Origin of the sequence: Xanthomonas nasturtii (assembly GCF_023337365.3) — a bacterium.
Classification (GTDB): domain Bacteria; phylum Pseudomonadota; class Gammaproteobacteria; order Xanthomonadales; family Xanthomonadaceae; genus Xanthomonas; species Xanthomonas nasturtii.
The window spans coordinates 1,646,383-1,667,870 of sequence record NZ_CP142084.2 but is presented as its reverse complement, the minus strand read 5'-3'; the positions used below and the strand labels follow the sequence as shown (position 1 = coordinate 1,667,870).

Sequence of the window (21,488 nt, the reverse complement as noted above, 5' to 3'; positions counted from 1 at the left end):
CCTGGTGCTGGCGGTCGTCATGGGCCTGGGCATCGCCCTGGCTGCACCGTTGGTTGTCGCACAAGGCGCGCCGTCGTCGCAGCCGTGGATGGACACCGCATTGACGGCGGACCAGCGCGCCGACCGCCTGCTGGCGCAAATGACCGACGACGAAAAATTCCAGATGCTGCGCAGCTATTTCGGCCTGGGTACCGACAAGGTTCCCAAGCCGGAAGGCGCGCTGGGTTCAGCCGGTTACGTGCCCGGCATTCCGCGCCTGGGCATCCCCGCGCAGCAGTTGGCCGATGCCGGCGTGGGCGTGACCAATCCAGGCGGCATCCGCAAAGGCGACTTCGCCACCGCGATGCCATCGGGCCCGTCCACGGCATCGAGCTGGAACCCGCAACTGGCGTACGCCGGCGGCAAGACCATGGGCCGCGAATCCTGGCAGCAGGGCTTCAACGTGTTGCTGGCCGGCAGCGTCAATCTGCAGCGCGACCCGCGTAACGGCCGCAATTTCGAATATGCCGGCGAAGACCCGCTGCTGGCCGGCACCATGGTCGGCGAGTCGATCCGCGGCGTGCAGAGCGAGCATGTGCTGTCGACGATGAAGCACTACGCGCTCAACGACATGGAAACGCGGCGCAACTTCCATAGCGCCGACATCGGCGAGCAGGCGATGCACGAATCGGACCTGCTGGCCTTCGAGATCGCGCTGAAGATCGGCGACCCGGCCTCGGTGATGTGTTCGTACAACAAGATCAACGGCATCTACGGCTGCGAGCACGATTACCTGCTCAACCAGGTGCTCAAGCAGGAATGGAACTACCCCGGTTACGTGATGTCCGATTGGGGCGGCGTGCATAGCGGCTCCAAGGCCGCGCTGGCCGGGCTGGATCAACAATCGGCTGGCGAAGTGTTCGACGCGGCGGTGTTCTTCGATGCGCCGTTGCGCATGGCGGTGTCGGCCGGCGTGGTGCCGCGCACGCGTTTCGACGACATGGTCAAGCGCGTGTTGCGCAGCCTGTTCGCACACGGCGCCTTCGATCACCCGACCCAGCGCCAGCCGATCGATGGCAAGGCCGGTCTCTTGGCTGCGCAGCATGTGGCCGAAGAAGGCAGCGTGCTGCTGCGTAACGAGCAGGCCACCTTGCCGTTATCCAAGGACGTGCGCCGCATCGCGGTGATCGGCGGCTATGCCGACAAGGGCGTGATGTCCGGCGGCGGCTCCTCGCGGGTGGACTACACCATCAACGGCGGCAATGCAGTGCCCGGACTCACCCCGACCACCTGGCCGGGCCCGGTCATCATCCACCCGTCCTCGCCGTTGCAGGCGCTGCGCGCCGCGTTGCCGAACGTGCAGATCGATTACGTGGACGGCAAGGACCGCAATGCGGCCGCACGCGCGGCCAAGGCTGCCGATGTGGCGATCGTGTTCGCCACCCAGTGGGCCGCCGAATCGGTGGACCTGCCGGACATGCGCTTGCCCGACAACCAGGACGCCTTGATCGAAGCGGTGGCCAAGGCCAACCCCAAGACCACCGTGGTGCTGGAAACCAACGGGCCGGTGCGCATGCCGTGGGACGAGCGCGTGCCGGCGGTGTTGCAGGCGTGGTATCCGGGCATCGGTGGCGGCGAGGCGATCGCCAACCTGCTGACCGGCAAGGTCAATCCCTCCGGCCATCTGCCGGTGACCTGGCCGGTGGACGAATCGCAGCTGCCGCGCCCCTCGATTCCGGGCCTGGGCTTCAAGCCGGCCAAGCCGGGCGAAGACAGCATCGATTACGCCATCGAAGGCGCCAACGTCGGCTACAAGTGGTTCGCCGCGCGCAAGCTGACCCCGCGCTATCCGTTCGGCCACGGCCTGTCGTACACCCAGTTCGGCATGGGCGGGCTGCGTGTGGACGCCAACGGCAGCCAGCTCACCGCCAGCTTCGAGGTGGAGAACATCGGCCCGCGCGAAGGTGCCGCGGTGCCGCAGCTCTACGTCACCCTGCCCGACGGCCACGCCACCCCGCTGCGCCTGATCGGCTGGCAGAAGCTCACGCTCAAGCCGGGCGAAAAGCGCAGCGTGCAGGTGGTCGCCGAGCCCAAGACGCTGGCCGACTTCGATGCCAAGGCACGTCACTGGACGATTGCGGCCGGCACCTATCGCGTGCAACTGGCGCGCTCGGCGAGCGAACCGGTGCAGAGTGCGGAGGTGACGTTGCAGGCGGCGCAGCTGCCATAAGCGCGCGGGGCGCACGCACCGATGCATGCGTGCGCCACCGCCGGTTGGTTCGGTTGCCGAGCGGCGCACCTCGCAATGAAAAAATGCGCCGGATGCGTTGACAGCCACGCGCGCAGCTTGCACAATTCGCCCCCTGAGTCGCCCAGGTGGCGGAATTGGTAGACGCACTAGCTTCAGGTGCTAGCGGGGGCAACTTCGTGGAGGTTCGAGTCCTCTCCTGGGCACCACGACTCACGGTAGATAGTAAAAAACCTCGCTTCGGCGGGGTTTTTTGCGTTTGGGCGATGTCTTGGACAATAGCCTATCGACATTGGTGAGCGTGCCGATCGGCAGCGAAGCAGGAATGCGACAACAGCGACGCACCGCCGAACCGCCGAACCGGGCAGTCGAGCTGCTATCACGCCCACAAATCGGATCATTGTTTCCCAGGGGGCGCGGACATGTTCTTGATGCGCTGCCTGATGGCGCGCGAACGGGCGAGATCTCCGTTTGCTTCATACGCCTCGGCAAGACTGTCCAGCGCATTGCTGGACGCCGGAAACAGCAGCACATTGAGTGCGAACACGCGAATCGCCGCATCGGCGCCGAGATTGGACAGAACGGTGTAGCCGGTCGTGTTGACCACAGCCTCGAGTTGATCGAGGGGGATGCTCCTGTCGGCACGCAGCACATCGGCCAACAGCTGCGTGTCGTGACCGGCAGGCGACTGCAGCGCAAAGGCAATGAGCTTCTCCGACACGGCTTCGACGGGAAACGTCTGTGGCGCGATGCTGGCCATGATGCTGTCGACCAACACCCGGGACCACACCCCGCGCGCGCTGCCATTGGTCAGGTAAACGATGGTGTAACTATCGCCATCCAGGGCGTCAGCGTACAGCAGCCGCACCCTTACCCGCGCACCGCCATCATGGCCGACGTACCGCTAGGCACCACTTGCGCCAACCTCCCAGCCGCTGGCAAACCAGCCACGCTGTCCGTTGGGGAGCAGCTGCGGTTGCCAAAGCTGTTGCAGTGTTGGCTTGCCGACTAACTGTCCATGTCGCATCGCTTCGATGAAGGTCGCCAGATCATCGATGCTGGCGTACAACTCAGCATGCCCGAGGGCGTAATCGGGCCAGGCGATCTCCGGCTCTTTCTGCAGTTTTCCGTCCTTGCCAACGTAGGCACGGACGACACCATCGACCGGCAATCGGGAGCGCCCGAGAAAGGTATGCGCCAGCTTCAACGGCTCGAGGATCCGCTCGGACACGATCTGCGAATACGGCTTGCGGTAATACGCCTGGAGCAGCTGCGACAGCACCAGATAATTGGTGTTGATGTAGCGCGTGTTGCTGCCGGGTGGAAAGAGCAGCGGTTGAGTGCCCAGCGCTGCAAAGACAGCGTGCGCAGTTGCAGGAAACGACGCGCTTGCCGCCGGCGAGCCGCTCATCTGCTCCTGGGTGAAGTACTCGGGCAACCCGGAAGTGTGGTCGAGCAGCTGGCGCACCGTGATCTTGTTCCAGCGCTGCGGCAACGCTGGCAAGTAGACCCGTGCAGATCGATCCAGATCGATCCGGTCAGCTTCGACCAGCTGCATGATCAGCGTGCTGACCAACAGCTTGCTTACCGAGAACACTGGAAAGATCTGCTCGCGCGTGACCGGCTGTTGGCTATCGAGATCGGCAAGCCCATCGCCACCGCGAAACAGCACCTTGCCATTGTGGGAAACGTACAGAGCCTGCCCTACGATGCCGTAGCGCTGCCGATTGAGCTGCATCTGCTGCGTCAGCTTGTCGCTCAAGTCATCGGCCAAGGCGATCAACGGCAACCATAGCGACAGAAGGAGCACAGCCTGCAGTAGACGCCCAATGGCCGGCGCTGCATGCGGTGACTCACGATGATGCCGGACCTCTCGATTCAGCGTGGGCCGGCCTTGGCGCCGCAGCGCACCCATGAGGCAGACGGACTGCGGTAACCCGGTCGATGAAGTGACCCCCAAAAGCTGGACAGTTGGGCGATCAGACAGCTAGCTCGGCCTGTTGCCGGTACTTTACCGGGCTCAGGCCGTTCAATTTCAACTTGATCCGGTCTTCGTTGTAGTACCTGATGTACTCCACCAGCCCGGCTTCTAGGCGTTCGATGCTGTCAAAGCTGTTGAGGTAGAAAAATTCTGACTTCAGCGTCCCGAAGAAGCTCTCCATGGCCGCGTTGTCCAAGCAGTTGCCGCGTCGGGACATGCTTTGTTTCAGAGAATGGTTTGCGAGCTTATGCCGGTAATTTTCGTGCTGGTAGTGCCATCCCTGGTCAGAGTGGATCATCGGCCGAGCGTCGGGTGACAGTTTCTTGATTGCCTGATCCAGCATCTGACCTACCAGGTCCAACACCGGCCGGCGTTTCATCTGGTAAGCCACAATTTCGCCGTTGTACAGATCCATGATTGGTGAAAGATAGAGCTTCATGCCCTGCACCTTGAACTCGGTGACATCGGTCACCCACTTCTGGTTAGGCATAGCGGCTTCAAACTGGCGGTCCAGTACATTGGGCACGATGACATTGGCTGCGCCCTTGAATGCGCGGTAGCGCTTGATGCGTACCCGCGATTGCAGGCCCAGTGCGGCCATCAGACGCTGCACCCGCTTGTGGTTGATCGCCTCACCCTGATTGGCCAATTCCAGTGTGATGCGGCGATAGCCATAGCGCCCTTGGTGTTCATCGTAAATCGCGCGGATGCGCTCACACAGCGCGACCTCGCCCTGATCGGGATGGGCCAGGGCATGCATCTGGTAGTAAAACGTGCTGCGTGATAGCTCGGCCGCTTCGAGCAAAAGCGGCAGTGCGTGGGTCTGCCTCAATCCTTGGACGGCGTGCGCTTTGTACGCTGCGCCGCCTGCTCTTGCTGGATCAAGGCATCGAGTTTTTTTAGGTAGGCCGTCTCCGCACGCAGGTAGGCCACTTCCTTGAGCAGCTCATCGCGGCTCATGTCCTCGGCGGGCTTGGACGAGCTGGTCTTTTTCATCGGTTTGTGAGGCGGCAATGGAGGTGGCGCTAACGCTTGGGCGCCGCCGTCAGCATACAGCCGTTGCCACTGTGCCACCGCGCCGGCACTGCCTATCTGGAAGTAGCTCGTGGCCTCGCGCGCAGACATCCCCTCCTGGCGCATCTTTTCAAGAACCTCCAGCTTGAACGGGACATCGTAGGACCGAGGCTTGCGGTCAAACCCGCGCCAACCATGTAGCCGGTAGGTCGCTGCCCAACGCCTGACCGTAGAGAAATCCAGACCATAACTGCGGGCCACCGCCTTGAGCGAGATTGAGGTCTTGCAGGCCTCCTTGGCGACCTGAAGTTTGAAGCGTGCGTCATATCGATTCATGAAATCCTCGGAGTTGGACGGGGTGTCCAACTTCCGGGGGTCACTTCACGAAGGCGTCACTGTCATTGCACTGCTCCCACCTGGAGGTCGTCAGTCTAGAGCGTGTTGACAGGCGCAGCACAATTGTTAGATCGGCGCGCGAACCGTAGCCAGTACCCGACTGGTGGAAAGCGCAGTGGTCTTTTCAACGTCCCCTTATTGGATTCAGTCAGAAGGCCACGTCGAATACTGCGCCGGTCGAGGCCGCGGTGCCCTCACCGCTCCAAACGGTTCGCTGCTTGCTTTGCGAAGCGCGACGCACACCGACCATCTCGACGGGTCCTTGCCCGCCCACCGTCGCGGGACCTTACGCGGCATGGATGCCGCGTAAGAGCCGCCATGGACGGATTCACGTCGTGTCCCGCGATGGTGGGCGGGCAAGGGCCCTGCAGCCAAGTCGCAGATCACCCACTCTGCACTAGACCAACGTGAGGTCCTTGGCTTGACCAACGTGGGGTCCTTGTCTTGGCCGATGTTGGGGCGGCCAGGCGCCTTGTCACACGCGCTCAGTGCCCGCCAGCCGCCGCGCCACCGGCACCTGCACCGAACGGCGGCTTGGCCAGCCACAGGAAGAAGATGATCGCCAGGAAGGTCCAGCCGAGCAGGTAGAAGATGTCGTTGAAGCCCATCTGCGAGGCCTGGTGGTTGATCATGTTGTTGAGCGAGGCCGCGCCGCGTTGCAGGTCGCCCTGCCCCATCGCAACGACCTGTTCCTGCATGCCCGGCGTGTACACCGAAATGTGCTCGGTGATGTGCGCATGGTGCACCTGCGTGCGGCGTGCCCACAGATACGTGGTCAGCGATGCGGCGAAGCTGCCGCCCAGCGTGCGCAGGAAGGTGGCCAGGCCAGAACCTGCCGCAATTTCGCGCCCGTCCAGATCCGAGAGCAGAATCTGCAGCACCGGCATGAAGAACAGCGCCACGCCCACGCCCATCACCAGCTGGATGGTGGCCACATGGCTGAAGTCCACCTGCAGGTTGAAGTTGGAGCGAAAGAAACTGGTGAACGACATGAAGATGAAGGCGATGGTGGCGAGCATGCGCAAGTCGAAACGCAACGCATACTTGCCCACGAACGGCGTCATCAATACCGGCAGGATACCGATCGGTGCGGTGGCCAGGCCGGCCCAGATCGCGGTGTAGCCCATGTCGCGCTGCAGCCATTGCGGGATCAGCAGGCTCACACTGAAGAACGCTGCATAGGCCACCACCATTGCCAAGGTACCGGCGCGGAAGTTGCGATGCCGGAACAGCTTGAGATCGACGATGGGGTCCTTGTCGGTGAGTTCCCAGATCACGAACACCGCCAGCGCCACAGCAGCGACGCAGGCCAGCACCACGATCTTGTCGGAGGAGAACCAGTCTTCGTCATTGCCCAGGTCCAGCACCAGCTGCAGCGCGCCCACGCCGACCACCAGCAGGATCAGGCCGATGTAATCCATGCGCGGCTTTTCAAGTTGCTCGGGGCGATTGCGCAATTGCGAGCCCACGATACTGCTGGCGATGATGCCCAGCGGCACGTTGATCAGAAAGATCCATTCCCAGCTGTAGTTGTCGGTGATCCAGCCGCCGAGAATCGGCCCGGCGATCGGCGCCACCACGGTAATCATCGCCAGCAACGCAAGCGCCTGCCCGCGTTTTTCGCGGGGATAGATCGACACCAGCAGACTCTGGGTAATGGGATACATCGGCCCGGCGACGAAGCCCTGCAGCGCACGCGCCACCACCAGCATGCCCATGCTCTGTGCAAGGCCGCACAGCAGCGAAGCAATGGTGAAGGCCAGCGTGGACCACACGAACAATTTGGTTTCGCCAAACCGGCGGCTCAGCCAGCCGGTCAGCGGCAATGCAATCGCGGTGCTGACTGCGAACGAGGTGATGACCCAGGTGGCCTGCTGCGAACTGGCGCCGAGATTGCCGGCGATGGTGGGCAGCGACACATTGGCGATGGTGGTGTCCAGCACCTGCATGAACGAGGCCATGGCCAGGCCCACGGTGCACAACGCCACGCTGGCCGGGCGAAAGCCGGCAGCGGGCGCCGGTGCCGCCGGGCCGCCCGGCGCGGTGGGAGCTTGCGAAGACATGGTGGCTTAGCCCGCCTTGCTGGCAGCCTGCGACGGCAGGTTGTCCTGGATGATGCGTTGGATATCCGCGTCGGCGGCCTGCAACTGCTGCGCATATACGTCGGTGGAAAACACCGCGCCATTGGCGTACTTGGTCGGCAGCACGCTGCCCTGCTGGTCGTGCAGATTGACCTCGACCTTCATCGACAACCCGATCCGCAGCGGATTGCTGGCCAGCTGCTTGGAATCCACCGCAATGCGTACCGGTACCCGCTGCACGATCTTGATCCAGTTGCCGCTGGCGTTTTGCGCCGGCAACAGCGAGAACGCGCTGCCGGTGCCCAGGCCCAGGCTTTCGATGCGACCGGTGTAATCCACGCCGCCGCCGTACAGATCCGAATGCAGTTCCACTTCCTGGCCCAGGCGCATGTGCTTGAGTTGGGTTTCCTTGAAGTTGGCTTCCACCCACACCTGCTCCAGCGGCACCACCGCCATCAACACGCTGCCCGGCTGCACGCGCTGGCCAACCTGCGCCGAACGCCGTGCGACATACCCGGACACCGGCGCCACCACGCCGGTGCGCGCATGATTCAGATAGGCCTGACGTAGCTGTGCGGCAGCGGCCTGCACGTCCGGCTGATTGGCCACCGCGCTGTCGTCCACCAACGCACGGTTACGCGCGAAGCTCTCGCGCGAGCCGCTCACGGCCGCTTCTGCGGCAGCGAGCTCTTCGCGGGCGTGCGCCAGTTCCTCGTTGGAAATGGCACCGCTGGCGGCCAGATTCTTGCGTCGCGCAAAGTCCGCGCGGGCGCTGCGCAGGGTGACTTCGCGTGCCGACAATTCGGCCTGCGCGCCTTCCACGCTGCGGTACAGACCGCGCACCTGACGCACGGTCTTGGCCAGGTTGGCTTCGGCCTGCTGCAAGGCGACCACGGTGTCGGCCGGGTCCAGCTGCACCAGCAACTGGCCGCGCTCCACGCGCATGCCGTCTTCGGCGCCGATGCTGACCACGGTGCCGCCCACCATCGGGGTGATCTGCACCTGATTGCCCTGCGCGTACGCGTCGTCGGTGTCTTCGTGCCAGCGGCCGACCAGGAAGTACCACACCACCAGGCCGATGATCGCCAGGATCACCACAATGGCCACGATGCGCAGCGCTGCACCGCGCTTGCTGGGCGCGGCCGGCGCAGGTTGGGAAGAAGTTGCAGTCGTCTGGCTCATCGTCGCTGTCTCAGGAATTCGGTTGTGCGGAAGTGGGCGCGGCGTGTGCGGATTCGCGTGCGGGCTCCGGCGCGAATCCGCCGCCCAGCGCACGCTGCAACCTCACCGAGGCCAGAAGTTGTTGCGACTGCAGCCCGGCCATGCGCTGGCGTGCGAGGAGCAATTGCTCCTGCACGCTGAGCACTTCCAGATAGCTGCCGATGCCGGCGCGGTAGCGCTGCCGGGCCAGATCGAATGCAGCCGTGACGGTCTGCACGGCCTCGTCCTGTGCCTGCGTGCGTTGCTGCAGCGAGCGCACCGCGGTGACCTGGTCGGCCACTTCGCGCAGCGCGGCAATCACTTTCTGGTTGTAGTCGGCCACGGCCAGGTCGTACTGCGCATCGCTGCCGGCCAGGTTGGCGCGCAGCTTGCCGCCGTCGAAGATCGGCAGACTCAGCGCCGGCGCAACCAACCCGAGCACCGAGCCGCTTTCCAGCAACTTGCCGACATCCGGGTTGATCACACCGCCCAGCGCGGTGAGGTTGAGGCTGGGATAGAAACGGGTCTTGGCGACCGCGATGTCCTTGTCGGCCGCCTCCACGCGCCAACGCGCCGCCACCACGTCGGGGCGACGGCCCAGCAGATCGGCAGGCAGGTTGCTCGGCAGCTGCATGGCGATCGATGCGGCGATGGCAGGCCGTGCGATGTCCAGCCCGCGATCCGGGCCCTGCCCGACCAACGCGGCCAGCGCAGTGCGGGCTTCGTCGATCTGCTGCTGCGCGGCCTGCACCTGCTGCTGCGCAGCCGGCACGCGCGCCTGCGCCTGACGCACCTGCAATTCGCTGTCGATGCCGGCGCTGCGGCGTTGCCGGGTCAGCTCCAGGGTCTTCTGCGCGCGGCCCAATTCGTCGTTGGCCACGTCATGCAGGCTCCACGCGTAGGCGAGCTGTGCGTAGCCTTCGGCGATCGCCGCCGACAGATTCAAGCGCGCGGCCTGCGCATCCACTTCGGCCGCATGCGCCTGATCCACTGCCGCTTCCCAGGCACTGCGCTTGCCGCCCCACAGATCCACGCCATAACGGAAGTCCAGCACCACCTGTGCGCTGCCGCCATAGCTGCCGCCGAATTCTTCGCCGACCAGCGATTCGGGTAACTGCACGCCGGTGTAGCCACCGGACACCGACAGGCTGGGGCCGCGATCGGCCTGCGCGCTGCCGGTGCGTGCCTGCGCCTGACGCAACCGCGCATCGGCCGCCGCGAGGCTGGGGCTGTGCTGCAGGCCCTCGGCGATCAGCGCGTCCAGCTGCGCATCGCCGAGCGCGCGCCACCAGTCGCTGGCCGGCCACGCGGCCGGGCTCAGCGCGGTTTGCTGCGCCAGGGTGCGCTCGGCGTGCAGCGTGCCGGGGTCCAGCACGGCGCCTTGCGGGGCCAGGCCACGGCTGCTGGCGCAGGCGGCCAACGCCAGCGTCAGGGCAGTGATCACGAGCGGCCGCGCCAGGCGCATCGGGCGCGGCCGCAGCATCGGGGTCGGGGAACTAGCAGCGTTCATGTGTTGAGTGCATCGCGGACACGGATAAGAAGTGAGGTAAGAAGTTCGCGCTCGGGCGCGGACAGGTCGCGCAGGCCGTGCTCGATGGCGCGTTCGCCGCGCAAGCGCAGTCGCTCCCACAGCGCCACGCCCTGGTCGGTCATGACGATCTGCAACGCGCGCCGGTCCTGCGCATGCGGCTCGCGCCGCACCGCGCCCAGCGCTTCGAGCTTGTCGAGCAGGCGGGTCACGGCGCTCGGGGTCTGGTCCAGTGCCAGCGCCAATTCGTTGGCCGTGCACGGCGAACGCACCGCCAGGATCTTCAGGCCCACGTAGTGGCTGAAGCCGAAATCGGGCAGTTCGCCTTTCATCTCGGCGTCGAGCTGGCGCATCAGCGCATCGCGCACCTGGCGCAGCAGCAGGCCGAACGACGGCGCAGCAGAGGAGTCAACATTCATGCAGCACATCTTGTTCCGAAAAATATATTTGTCAACGCAATGATCCCACATGGGATTAAACCGTTCGCAATGATCGCCACCTTACGCGGCGCCGGCGTTGGCTCGGTAATACAATCTGGCCAATGACTATCGAAAACCCGCCAACAACGATCGACGCGCTGCCACCCGGCGTGCGGGCCAGCTTCGAATGGGCCGACGGGCCGGTGCTGATCGCTTTCCTGGCCGATCTGCGTGCGGTATGGGCACCGGAAACCGCCTGGCACGCGCATGTCCGCGGCCAGCTGATGTATGTGGAACACGGCGTGCTGACCGTGCATACCGAACAGGGCAGCTTGTCGCTGCCGCCGGGCTGCGCCGGCTGGATGCCGCCCGGGCGGCAACACACCGTGGAGCTGGCCGGGCCGATGCGCGGCTGGGGCGTGGTGGTGCGGCCCGATGCCTGCGCCCCCCTGCCCGCGCAAGGCGGGGTGATCCGGCTGACCGGGCTGGCCCGCGAAGCGATCATGCGGGCCGCCGACTGGCCGTTGCATCGGCCGCTGGACGCGGCCCAGCAACGCCTTGCCGCAGTGCTGCTGGACGAGCTGCGCCAGGTCCAGATCGACCACCTGCACCTGCCGATGCCGGCCGACCGCCGGCTCCTGCGGATCGCCCGCCAGCTGCTCGCCACCCCGGCCGATCCGCGCTCGCTGGACGCCTGGGCCGACTGGGGCGGGCTGTCGGCGCGCAGCCTGAGCCGGCACTTCCGCGACGAAACCGGCCTGAGTTTTGCGCAGTGGCGGCAGCAGGCGCGGTTGGCCGAAGGCTTGCGCCGGCTCAGCCAGGGCAGCGCCGTGGCGCAGGTTGCCGACCAGCTCGGCTACAGCAGTCCCAGCGCCTTTGTCAGTGTGTTCCACCGCCATTTCGGCGCCCCGCCCACGCGGTATCTGGCCGGCCCGCACGCGCGCGGCTTGGCATCCCCCGCCGCATCGGGATAATCGGCGCTCTTCGAGTCCGCGCCACGGTGCGGGCTCCTCTTCACGCAGGACCTGGCTTTACATGACCGATCTGACCCGCCCCACCTTCCATGGCTTCGAGCAACTGCCGCTGCGCGAGTACGCCGAACGCGCCTATCTCGACTATTCGATGTACGTGGTGCTCGACCGCGCCCTGCCGTTCTTGGGCGACGGCCTGAAGCCCGTGCAGCGGCGCATCATCTTCGCGATGAGCGAGCTGGGCCTGAATGCCGCCGCCAAACCGAAGAAATCCGCGCGCACCGTGGGCGATGTCATCGGTAAGTACCACCCGCACGGCGACAGCGCCTGCTATGAGGCGCTGGTGCTGATGGCGCAGCCGTTCTCGTACCGCTACCCGCTGATCGAAGGCCAGGGCAACTTCGGCTCCACCGACGACCCCAAGTCGTTCGCGGCGATGCGCTACACCGAATCCAAGCTGACCCCGATCGCCGAAGTGCTGCTGGGCGAAATCAGCCAGGGCACCACCGACTGGGCAGCCAACTTCGACGGCACCCTGGAGGAACCCACCTGGCTGCCGGCACGCCTGCCGCACCTGCTGCTCAACGGCACCACCGGCATTGCCGTCGGCATGGCCACCGACGTGCCGCCGCACAACCTCAACGAGATCGTCAGCGCGCTGCTGCGCCTGCTCGACAACCCCGATGCCACGGTGGCCGAACTGTGCGAACACGTCCTGGGCCCGGACTACCCGACCACCGCCGAGATCATCACCCCGGCCGCCGACCTGCGGAACATCTACGAGACCGGACACGGCAGCGTGCGTGCGCGTGCCACCTATAAAAAAGAACACGCCAACATCGTCATCGACGCGCTGCCGTATCAGGTCTCCCCGTCCAAGGTGATCGAACAGATCGCCCAGCAGATGCGCGCCAAGAAGCTGCCGTGGCTGGAAGACATCCGCGACGAATCCGACCACACCAGCCCGGTGCGGGTGGTGCTGGTGCCGCGCTCCAACCGCGTGGATGCCGAGCAGTTGATGGGCCACCTGTTCGTCACCACCGACCTTGAGCGCAGCTACCGCTGCAACCTCAACGTGATCGGCCTGGACGGTCGCCCGCAGGTCAAGAACCTGCGCCAGTTGCTGAGCGAATGGCTGACCTTCCGCAGCGACACGGTCACCCGCCGCCTCAACCATCGTCTGCAAAAGGTCGAGCGGCGCCTGCACCTGTTGGAAGGCCTGTTGATCGCCTTCCTCAACCTGGACGAAGTGATCCGCATCGTCCGCAGCGAAGACGAACCCAAGCCGGTGTTGATCGCCCGCTTCGCGCTGAGCGAAGAACAGGCCGAATACATTCTGGAAACCAAGCTGCGCCAGCTGGCGCGCCTGGAAGAAATGAAGATCCGCGGCGAGCAGGAAGCCCTCGCCAAGGAACGCGCCCAGATCATGGCGATCCTGGAAAGCAAGACCAAGCTGAAAAAGCTGATCAAGGACGAACTCACTGCCGACGCCAAGAAGTTCGGCGATGCGCGTCGCTCGCCGTTGGTGCAGCGTGGCGCCGCGCAGGCCATCGACGAAACCGAAATGGTCGCCAGCGAACCGATGACCGTGGTGATGTCGGAAAAGGGCTGGGTGCGCGCGGCCAAGGGCCACGACGTCGATCCGGCCGGCATGTCCTACCGCGATGGCGACAGCCTGCTGGCCGCAGTGCGCAGCCGCAGCACGCATCAGGTGGCGTTTCTGGATTCGGAAGGCCGCGCCTATTCCACCGCTGTGCATACCCTGCCTTCGGCGCGTGGCAACGGCGAACCCTTGACCGGACGTTTCTCGCCGGCCTCCGGCGCCGCGTTCCAGGTCATGGCCAGTGCCGACAACGCCACCCGCTTCGTGCTGGCGTCTTCGCACGGCTATGGCTTCGTCACCCGTTTCGAAAACCTCACCGGCCGCAACAAGGCCGGCAAGGCGATGCTCAATCTGACCACCGGATCGCACGTGCTCACCCCGGCGCAGGTGAGCAACCCGCAGACCGACCGCATCGTTGCCGTCACCAGTGCCGGCAACCTGCTCGCAGTGGCGGCCAGCGATGTGCCCGAGCTGGACAAGGGCAAAGGCAACAAGATCATCGAGATCCCCAAGGCCAAGCTCGGCACCGAACGCGTGGTGGCGGTGGTGGCAGTGGCGCCGGGCAACACCCTGCTGGTACGCAGCGGCGCCCGCACCATGAGCCTGTCGTTCAAGGATCTGGACACCTATGTGGGTGCGCGTGCGAGCCGTGGGTCGTTGTTGCCGCGTGGGTGGCAGAAGGTGGATGGGTTGGAAGTGCAGTAACGGTTGTTCACCCATTCGGCGCGCAGCGGCGCGACTGGAACTGCGTGCGCCACAGGCGACTGAGGCGCGGCAGACAGTGGATGGGCTGGAAGTGCAGTAACGGTGATTGGCTATGGCGGCGCAGCGTCACGTTCGACGCTGTCGTCGCGCCCCCGATCAGTTCGGCGTAGAACAGCCGAACGACACAGCCAAACGACGCCGAAGCTCCAGCTCTGCGTCGCTTTGAGAGGTAATCGAACGATGCGGATGCGTCGGGTGCGCAGCGGACGAGCTGTGGCTTTTTTGCAGAGTCCTTGCCTGCCTTCGATCTGTATGTCACTGCCATTCCCGCTATCGCGTCCCCTTGTCAACACAACCCAACGAGACAACATATCGTGGACACAGACTTCTGGTTGCAACGTTGGCAGCAAGGCCAGACCGGCTTTCATCAGCAAGAGGTCTTGCCGCTGCTGCAAAAGCATTGGCCTGCCCTGCAAGTGCCGCAAAAAGCCCGTGTACTGGTTCCGTTATGCGGCAAGACGCTGGACATGCACTGGCTGGCGGCGCAAGGCCATCGCGTGCTTGGCGTGGAGATCTCTCCATTGGCAGTGACGCAGTTTTTCGATGAGGCAGGCCTGCAACCGCAGCGCCACAGCAGCGCTGCCGGCGAGCATTTCATCGCCGGCCCGATCGAGATCGTCTGCGGCGATGCGTTCACGCTGGATGCTGGTGTGTTGGCCGATTGCACTGCCGTGTACGACCGTGCCGCACTGGTTGCGCTACCCGCCGACCTGCGCCGGCATTATCTGCAAACGGTGTATGCGCATCTGCCGACGCACTGCCACGGCCTGCTGGTCACCCTGGACTATCCGCAGGCAGAAAAGGCCGGCCCACCGTTCTCTGTGGACGGGACGGAAGTGCATGCACTTTTTGATGCAGATTGGCAGGTAGAGCTGCTGGAAAACCGCGACATCCTCGCGCAGGAACCGCGCTTCCGTGCCGACGGCGTCACTGCGCTATCGACTGCGGTGTATCGCTTGCGCCGCGACTGACTGCGGCGCGGGATTGCTGCAAGGCCATCAACAGCGGTGGCCATACGTAGCGCACAGTGATCCAGTGGGCGTGGCGGTGCGCAGGAATCGGAACGTACGCGTAGCACACGCCAATACCGAACACCGGCTGGGCTGGCTGGCGGCCGTGCAGTCTTTTTGTCAGCTGTTTCAAGGCGGCGTTCTGGCTGCGTGCGCGCCGCTGGCCGGCCAGCACGGCGCGGCATGACGCGATGCACCGGCTCTGCGGCACAGACCGATAAAGCAGGCTCCGCGTAGCGACAAGACAGCTGGTAGGAACTCAAGCCCTAGGCAGCAATGGCAAGCTACCCCGTACTACATGCCAGCCCACGCCGACGCTGCGCCGGCCAAGCGGCTGCGCAGCACCGGTCGCCCACTCAGCCGGCGACGTGACCCTTGTCGATCTTCGAGGTCTGATACAGCTCCAGACCAATACGCTTGATCAGGCCGAGCTGCTGCTCCAGCCACCAGGCATGATCTTCTTCGGTGTCCTGCAGCTGCTTGAGCAGCATGTCGCGGCTCACATAGTCGCCGTGCTCTTCGCACAGCTTCATGCCGGCAGCCAGCGCAGCGCGCACTTCGTATTCCACAACCAGATCGCGCTCGAGCATCTCCACCACGGTCTTGCCGGGCGCAAACTCGGCCGGACGCATGTCCGGGTCGCCTTCCAGGAACAGGATGCGCCGCAGCAGCGCGTCGGCGTGCTCGGTCTCTTCCTGCATTTCGTGGTTGATGCGCTCGTACAGCGCCATCAGGCCCTGATCCTCGTACCGGCGCGAATGCAGAAAATATTGATCGCGTGCCGCCAATTCGCCGCGCAGCAGCTGCTTGAGGTATTCGACGACTTCGGGATGGCCTTTCATGGTGTGCTCCAGCGACGCAATGCGCGCATGGTGCCCTATGCGGGCGGGCAATGATCTAATCGGAATCACTTTCAGTTGCGCTTGCGGCCAGACCCGCCACGGTCATCTCCGCCGGCCACACTTCAACCGAGCTCAAGGAACCGACAATGCGCAAATGGCTGGGCCGGCTGCTGCTGGGAATCGTGCTGCTGGCCGTGGCGGCCAGCCTGTCGCTGTACCTGTTGCTGCGCGGCAGCCTGCCGCAGCTGGAGGGCGCCGGCACCCTCACCGGCCTGGCTGCGCCGGTGGGCGTGCAGCGCGATGGCTTAGGCGTGGTCACCATCGATGCGGCAAACCAGCTCGATGCGATGCGCGCGCTTGGCTACGTGCATGCGCAGGAACGCTATTTCGAAATGGACCTGATGCGGCGCGCACCGGCCGGCGAGTTGTCCGAGCTGTTCGGCACCAAGGCGGTGGACCTGGACAAGCGCAACCGCGTGCACCGCCTGCGTGCGCGCGTGCATGCCAGCCTGGATATCGCCGCCGGCAGCCAGCGCGCCGCCTTGCAGGCGTATACCGATGGCGTCAACGCCGGGCTGGCGGCGCTGCGGGTCCGGCCCTGGCCCTACCTGCTGCTGCGCCAGACGCCGCGCGCCTGGACGCTGGACGACTCCATCCTCACCGGCCTGGCGATGTACGCAGACCTGCAGGACAGCGACAACCAGACCGAGCTTGCCGCCGCGCGCATCCGCGCGGTGGTGCCGCCTGCACTGGCGGCGCTGCTCGACCATCAGGGCTCCAGCTGGGACGCGCCGTTGTTCGGCCCGCCGCAGGGCGACGCCCAGTTGCCGGATGCGGCGTCGCTGGACCTGCGCCGTCTGCCGCGCCCGCCTGCCACGCCACACGCGGAAACGCCGACGCCGGGCAGCAACAACTTCGCAGTGGATGGCAGCCTCACCGCCGACGGCCGCGCCATCGTGGCCGACGACATGCACCTGGGCCTGCGTGCGCCCAACATCTGGTTCCGCGCACGCCTGCGCTATGCAGACAGCAACGCGCCCGATGGCAAGGTGGATGTCACCGGCTTCACCCTGCCCGGCCTGCCGGCGGCGGTGGTCGGCAGCAACGGGCATGTGGCCTGGGCGTTCACCAACAGCTATATCGACACTGCGGATTTCGCGCGGATTCCAGCGCCCACGCCGGGCCACCCGCAAGCGCTGACCACGCATGTGGAAACCATCCGCGTGGCCGGGCAAGCACCGGTGCGTTTCGAGGTGCGCGAAGCGGCGTGGGGGCCGGTGCTGCACACCAATGCCGACGGCAGCCTGCTGGCATTGCGCTGGGCCGCGCAGCTGCCGGGCGCGATCCGGTTGGATTTTGCGCAGATGAGCACGGCGGGCGATCTGCAGGCCGCGTTTGCGGTGGCCGACCGTTCCGGCATTCCGGCGCAGAACCTGCTGCTGGCCGATCGCAACGGGCGCATTGCCTGGCGCCTGATCGGCGCACGCCCGGCGCGGAATGCCGGGTGCGGCCCGAGCGGGATTGCCGAACTTGCAGCGTCGGCGCCGGAGTCGGCGTCGACAGCAACAGGAACAGCGAACGTACCTGCAGATGCGGCTGCAACGCCGTCAATGCCGAGCGGTTGCGTCCCGTGGTCGCTGCGCAGCGACGCGGCGCCAGCGCTGATCGACCCACCCTCGCACCGGCTGTGGACCGCCAACAGCCGCATTGTCGATGCGCAACAACTGGCGACGCTTGGCAATGCCGGTTACGACCTTGGCGCGCGTGCACAGCAGATTCGCGACGCGCTCTTCGCACGGCAGCGTTTCAACGAACGCGATCTGCTCGCCATCCAGCTCGACGACCGCGCCGTGCTGCTCACACGCTGGTGGCAGTTGCTGCGCAGCGTGGTCGAGCACAGCAAGGACCCGGCGCTGCAACAGATCGCCAGTGCCACGCGCGATTGGGAAGGGCATGCATCCACCCAGTCGGCCGGCTATCGCATCGTGCGCGAATTCCGCAGCAAGACCATCGATGCAGTGGAAGCAGGTCTGCTGGCACCCGCCGAAGCAGCGCTTGGCGAAGACTTTCTGCCGCCACGTCGCGCGCAGCTGGAAGGCATCGTCTGGCCGTTGCTGCAGCGGCGCCCGGCCCACTTGTTGCCGCCAGCGTTCGCAAGCTGGGAGCAACTGCTCAGCGATGCTGCACGCAGCGCGCAGACGGCGGTGATTGCACAAGACGAGCAGAACGAACCGCTCGGCCAGCACACCTGGGGCCAGCGCAATACCCTCGCCATCTGCCACCCCATCGCACGCGCACTGCCCGCTTTCGCCAAGCGCTGGCTATGCATGCCACCCGACCAACTGCCGGGCGACCGCGACATGCCACGCGTGCAAGGTCCGGCCTTCGGCGCCTCCGAGCGCATGGTGGTCTCGCCCGGCCACGAACAGGACGGCATCGTGCACATGCCGGGCGGCCAGAGCGGACACCCGCTATCGCCATTCTGGGGTGCAGGACACGACGATTGGGTGCATGGAAGACCCACACCTTTTCTGCCCACCGCCACGCGTTACACGCTGCAATTGCGTCCGCAGTAAAGGCCAACTGCAACGCTGCTGCAGAGCGGCCACGGAAGAAAAACAAGAACCATCAAGCATCGCAGCCATGCAAAGCCCCTCTCCCCTCGGGAGAGCGGTTGGGGTGAGGGTACGGCGCGTCGAGCAATGCTGCAGAACAATCGCCGTCGCTGTTAGTGGGTCACTCAAAGTACTCGTGCAAACGCAATGACACGTGGCTTCGCACGTACCCTCATCCGCCCTTCGGGCACCTTCTCCCGGTGGGAGAAGGAGGCTATCCCCTCGACCTTAATGTCCTCATGCCGTCATGCCGTCATGCCGTCATGCCGTCTGCGTTTCCGTCTTCCGTCTTCCGTCTTCGCATCTCGCATGGCTGCATCCGTGCACGCACGCACGCAAATCACACATCCACCACCACGCGTTTCGCCCCCTTATCAGCGACCTCTGCAATTGGACAAACACATCATGCTAAGATGCATTTGATAACCATTCCCATTAGCAACCAATGCGCCCCACGCTTCTTGTCACCGCGCTTGCCGCTGCGCTCGCGCTGCATCCCCAGCCTGCTTTTGCGCAACACACCACCACGCCGGCCGTGACCGAGCTGGATGGCGTGGAGGTCGTCGGCCGTGCGCAGACGCTCTACAAATCCGAAGATGCTGCCGTTGCCACGCGCACCGATACGCCGCTGGCGCTGGTGCCGCAATCGGTGCAGGTGCTGCCGCGCGAGTTGATCGACGACCAGGCCGCGCGCCAAATTACCGATCTGTATCGCAGCATCAGCGGCATCAGTTTCTTTAGCTACGCCGGCGTGACCTTGCGCGGTTTCCGCCAGGAAAACGTGCTGTACGACGGTCTGCGCGGCGACCCGTATGCTGGTTTTTCGGTGCCACAGCTGTTCAATATCGAACGCGTGGAAGTGCTCAAGGGTCCGGCTGGTGCGCTGTATGGCGGCGGCGAGCCGGGCGGCGTCATCAACTATGTGACGCGCAAACCCGCGCATCAGGCAGCGCGCCGCGTGGAGTTGCAGGTCGGCAATCAGTCCTTCGGCGCAGCCTCGTTCGAAGCCACCGGCCCGGCGCGCGTGGACGGTCGCATCCGCTACCGCATCGGCGCCTATGCCGATGGCGAGGACGGCTTTCGCTGGAATACCGACAGCCAGAGCCAGATCGGCGATGCGTCGGTGGCCTTCGATATCGGCGACACCGGCGAGCTGACCCTGCAGTACACCGATATCACCCAGAACCTGGGCGGCAACCGCCTGCGCGGCGTGCCGGTGGATGACGATGGCAACTTTCTCACCGACCGGCGCTGGAATCACAACGAGCCCACCGATTTTCTGGACATGCGTGCCAAGGTGGCGTTCGCGCAGTACCGGTTTGCGCCGTCCAGCGCGTGGGACGTGGACATGGCGCTGCGCTGGTTCAAGAACGACGAGCATCAGATCTATCACGAGCCAATGGGTTTGATCGACCGTAATGGCGACGGCACCGCCGAGTGGATGACCCGCCAGCTGCGCAACCAGTACCGCGACAACGATGCGATCTCCAGCAACGTCAACGCGGTGTTCCGCACCAGCACCGGGGCGATCGAACACAAGTTGCTGATGGGCGCGGACTACTACCGCCTGGACGCCGATTTTCGCGCGCAAACCGCCAACACCGCCGACACCGGCCGTGTGCGCGGCCCGGTGCCGGGTATCGATCTGTTCAACCCCATTTACGGGCGCAGCGGCTTCTACGACTACGGCCTGGACGCCCTGCCATGGCGCGCCACCAGCACGCGCAGCCAACGCTATGGCGCGTATGTGCAGGACGAACTCACGCTGACGCCGCGCTGGTATGCGATGGCCGGGCTGCGTTGGGACGGCTTCAAGGACGACAACCTGCTGGATGGCTCGCGCGTCACCGGTAACGACCTCAGTTGGCGTGTGGGCAGCACCGTCGTGTTGCGCGAGGGCATCAACGCCTACGCAAGCTATGCCAGCGGGTTTCTGCCGCAGGACGCGGCCAATCAGGACAGCAGCGTGGGCGGGCCGTTCGACCCGGAACGCAGCACGCAATGGGAGGTCGGCCTGAAGACAGCACTCAACGATGGCGGGCTCACCCTCAACACCGCGCTGTATCGCATCGAGCGCAGCAACATCGTGCAGGCGAACGGCAGCATCGTCGATGGTGTCAATCAGCTCTCTGCGCTTGGCCTGGTGCGCAGCGAAGGCCTGGAAGTGGACCTGCTGGCCGACCTCACCGAGCGCTGGGTGCTCAATCTCACCTACGCCTACAACGATGCGCGCGTGCTCGACGCAGGCACCAACGGCATCACCAACGCCTCCGGCGACCGCTTCGCCAATGCACCGCGCAATACCTTCGGCCTGTGGACGCGCTACGACCTGCCGGCGTGGCGCTCGGCAATCGCCTTCGGCGCCGACTACGTGGGCGAACGCGTCAGCCTGGACGGGCAGCGCGTCAAACCGTATGCCATTTACGACATCAGCTGGCAGACGCAGTGGGACGCGTGGAAACTGCAGATCAACGTCAAGAACCTGTTCGACAAGGTCTATGCGGCGAGCGGTTTCAATACCCGCGCCGGGCACTTCCCCGGTGAGCCGCGCCGCATCTACGCGCAGCTGGCATACAGTTTCTGACGGTCGGCGCAGCTGGCGGTGCGGCACGCACGCCGGCCAGTTGCGATGCAACGCGAACAGCGCAGTACGCATGCGATTCGCACCTTATTGGCATAAACGTCGCTCTCGTGTTTTGAGCGATCAGCGGCGTGTGGCTTGCTGTTGCCAATCGCACACGAACAACACAAGAAACCGACATCCAAACGCTGCGCAGCGGTCATGAGCACTGCTCAGCGCGACGTCGTTGCGATACGGCAACACCACGTTCAAGTC

At 64.9% G+C, this 21,488-nt stretch carries 14 protein-coding genes and 1 tRNA gene; 7 read left to right on the top strand and 8 right to left on the bottom strand.

Going from position 1 to position 21,488, the window contains the following annotated elements:
- Window positions 1-19 precede the first annotated feature (19 nt).
- Together M3O59_RS07285 and M3O59_RS07280 are read left to right on the top strand one after the other, a co-directional pair.
- The gene (locus M3O59_RS07285) at window positions 20-2,209 is read left to right on the top strand and encodes a beta-glucosidase family protein (protein WP_147308543.1); all 2,190 of its coding nucleotides are present in this window, start codon (window positions 20-22) and stop codon (window positions 2,207-2,209) included.
- A 140-nt stretch (window positions 2,210-2,349) separates the two neighbouring features.
- A tRNA-Leu gene (locus tag M3O59_RS07280) sits at window positions 2,350-2,436 on the top strand.
- A gap of 188 nt (window positions 2,437-2,624) precedes the next feature.
- On the opposite strand, the gene M3O59_RS07275 is transcribed toward M3O59_RS07280, so the two are convergent.
- From M3O59_RS07275 to M3O59_RS07245, 7 genes are all read right to left on the bottom strand, one after another.
- A complete protein-coding gene (locus tag M3O59_RS07275; RefSeq protein ID WP_116906451.1) occupies window positions 2,625-3,095 on the bottom strand; it encodes a hypothetical protein in 471 nt (156 codons plus the stop codon).
- Window positions 3,096-3,131: 36 nt separating this feature from the next.
- Window positions 3,132-4,142, bottom strand: coding sequence for a serine hydrolase domain-containing protein (locus tag M3O59_RS07270; protein ID WP_249050277.1), 1,011 nt, complete (start codon window positions 4,140-4,142; stop codon window positions 3,132-3,134).
- 64 nt (window positions 4,143-4,206) lie between these two features.
- A protein-coding gene (locus M3O59_RS07265) for an IS3 family transposase (protein ID WP_409350118.1) occupies window positions 4,207-5,558 on the bottom strand; the annotation gives its coding sequence in 2 pieces (ribosomal slippage) (window positions 4,207-5,102 and window positions 5,102-5,558; 1,353 coding nt in all).
- Between the two features lie 545 nt (window positions 5,559-6,103).
- Window positions 6,104-7,681: a DHA2 family efflux MFS transporter permease subunit gene (locus M3O59_RS07260; protein ID WP_116906149.1), complete on the bottom strand. Its 1,578-nt coding sequence runs from the start codon at window positions 7,679-7,681 to the stop codon at window positions 6,104-6,106.
- A gap of 6 nt (window positions 7,682-7,687) precedes the next feature.
- Complete coding sequence (locus M3O59_RS07255) at window positions 7,688-8,881, bottom strand: efflux RND transporter periplasmic adaptor subunit (RefSeq protein WP_116906150.1); 1,194 nt, start codon at window positions 8,879-8,881, stop codon at window positions 7,688-7,690.
- A gap of 10 nt (window positions 8,882-8,891) precedes the next feature.
- Complete coding sequence (locus tag M3O59_RS07250) at window positions 8,892-10,382, bottom strand: AdeC/AdeK/OprM family multidrug efflux complex outer membrane factor (protein WP_181920590.1); 1,491 nt, start codon at window positions 10,380-10,382, stop codon at window positions 8,892-8,894.
- Window positions 10,383-10,405: 23 nt separating this feature from the next.
- Window positions 10,406-10,846, bottom strand: coding sequence for a MarR family winged helix-turn-helix transcriptional regulator (locus M3O59_RS07245; protein ID WP_064631812.1), 441 nt, complete (start codon window positions 10,844-10,846; stop codon window positions 10,406-10,408).
- Between the two features lie 122 nt (window positions 10,847-10,968).
- Here M3O59_RS07245 and M3O59_RS07240 point away from each other — a divergent pair, with 122 nt between their 5' ends.
- The 3 genes from M3O59_RS07240 (at window position 10,969) to M3O59_RS07230 (ending at window position 15,156) form a co-directional block, all read left to right on the top strand.
- Window positions 10,969-11,820, top strand: coding sequence for an AraC family transcriptional regulator (locus tag M3O59_RS07240; RefSeq protein WP_064631814.1), 852 nt, complete (start codon window positions 10,969-10,971; stop codon window positions 11,818-11,820).
- Window positions 11,821-11,881: 61 nt separating this feature from the next.
- A complete protein-coding gene (parC, locus tag M3O59_RS07235; protein WP_064631816.1) occupies window positions 11,882-14,125 on the top strand; it encodes a DNA topoisomerase IV subunit A in 2,244 nt (747 codons plus the stop codon).
- 374 nt (window positions 14,126-14,499) lie between these two features.
- On the top strand, window positions 14,500-15,156 hold the full coding sequence (locus M3O59_RS07230; protein WP_064631818.1) for a thiopurine S-methyltransferase: 657 nt from the start codon (window positions 14,500-14,502) through the stop codon (window positions 15,154-15,156).
- A gap of 395 nt (window positions 15,157-15,551) precedes the next feature.
- Here M3O59_RS07230 and bfr read toward each other — a convergent pair whose 3' ends face one another.
- Window positions 15,552-16,037, bottom strand: a complete 486-nt coding sequence (gene bfr / locus M3O59_RS07225; protein WP_064631820.1) for a bacterioferritin — start codon at window positions 16,035-16,037, stop codon at window positions 15,552-15,554.
- A gap of 146 nt (window positions 16,038-16,183) precedes the next feature.
- Here bfr and M3O59_RS07220 point away from each other — a divergent pair, with 146 nt between their 5' ends.
- A complete protein-coding gene (locus tag M3O59_RS07220) occupies window positions 16,184-18,613 on the top strand; it encodes a penicillin acylase family protein (RefSeq protein ID WP_116906152.1) in 2,430 nt (809 codons plus the stop codon).
- 484 nt (window positions 18,614-19,097) lie between these two features.
- The gene (locus M3O59_RS07215) at window positions 19,098-21,236 is read left to right on the top strand and encodes a TonB-dependent siderophore receptor (protein ID WP_116906153.1); all 2,139 of its coding nucleotides are present in this window, start codon (window positions 19,098-19,100) and stop codon (window positions 21,234-21,236) included.
- The last annotated feature ends 252 nt before the right edge of the window (window positions 21,237-21,488 follow it).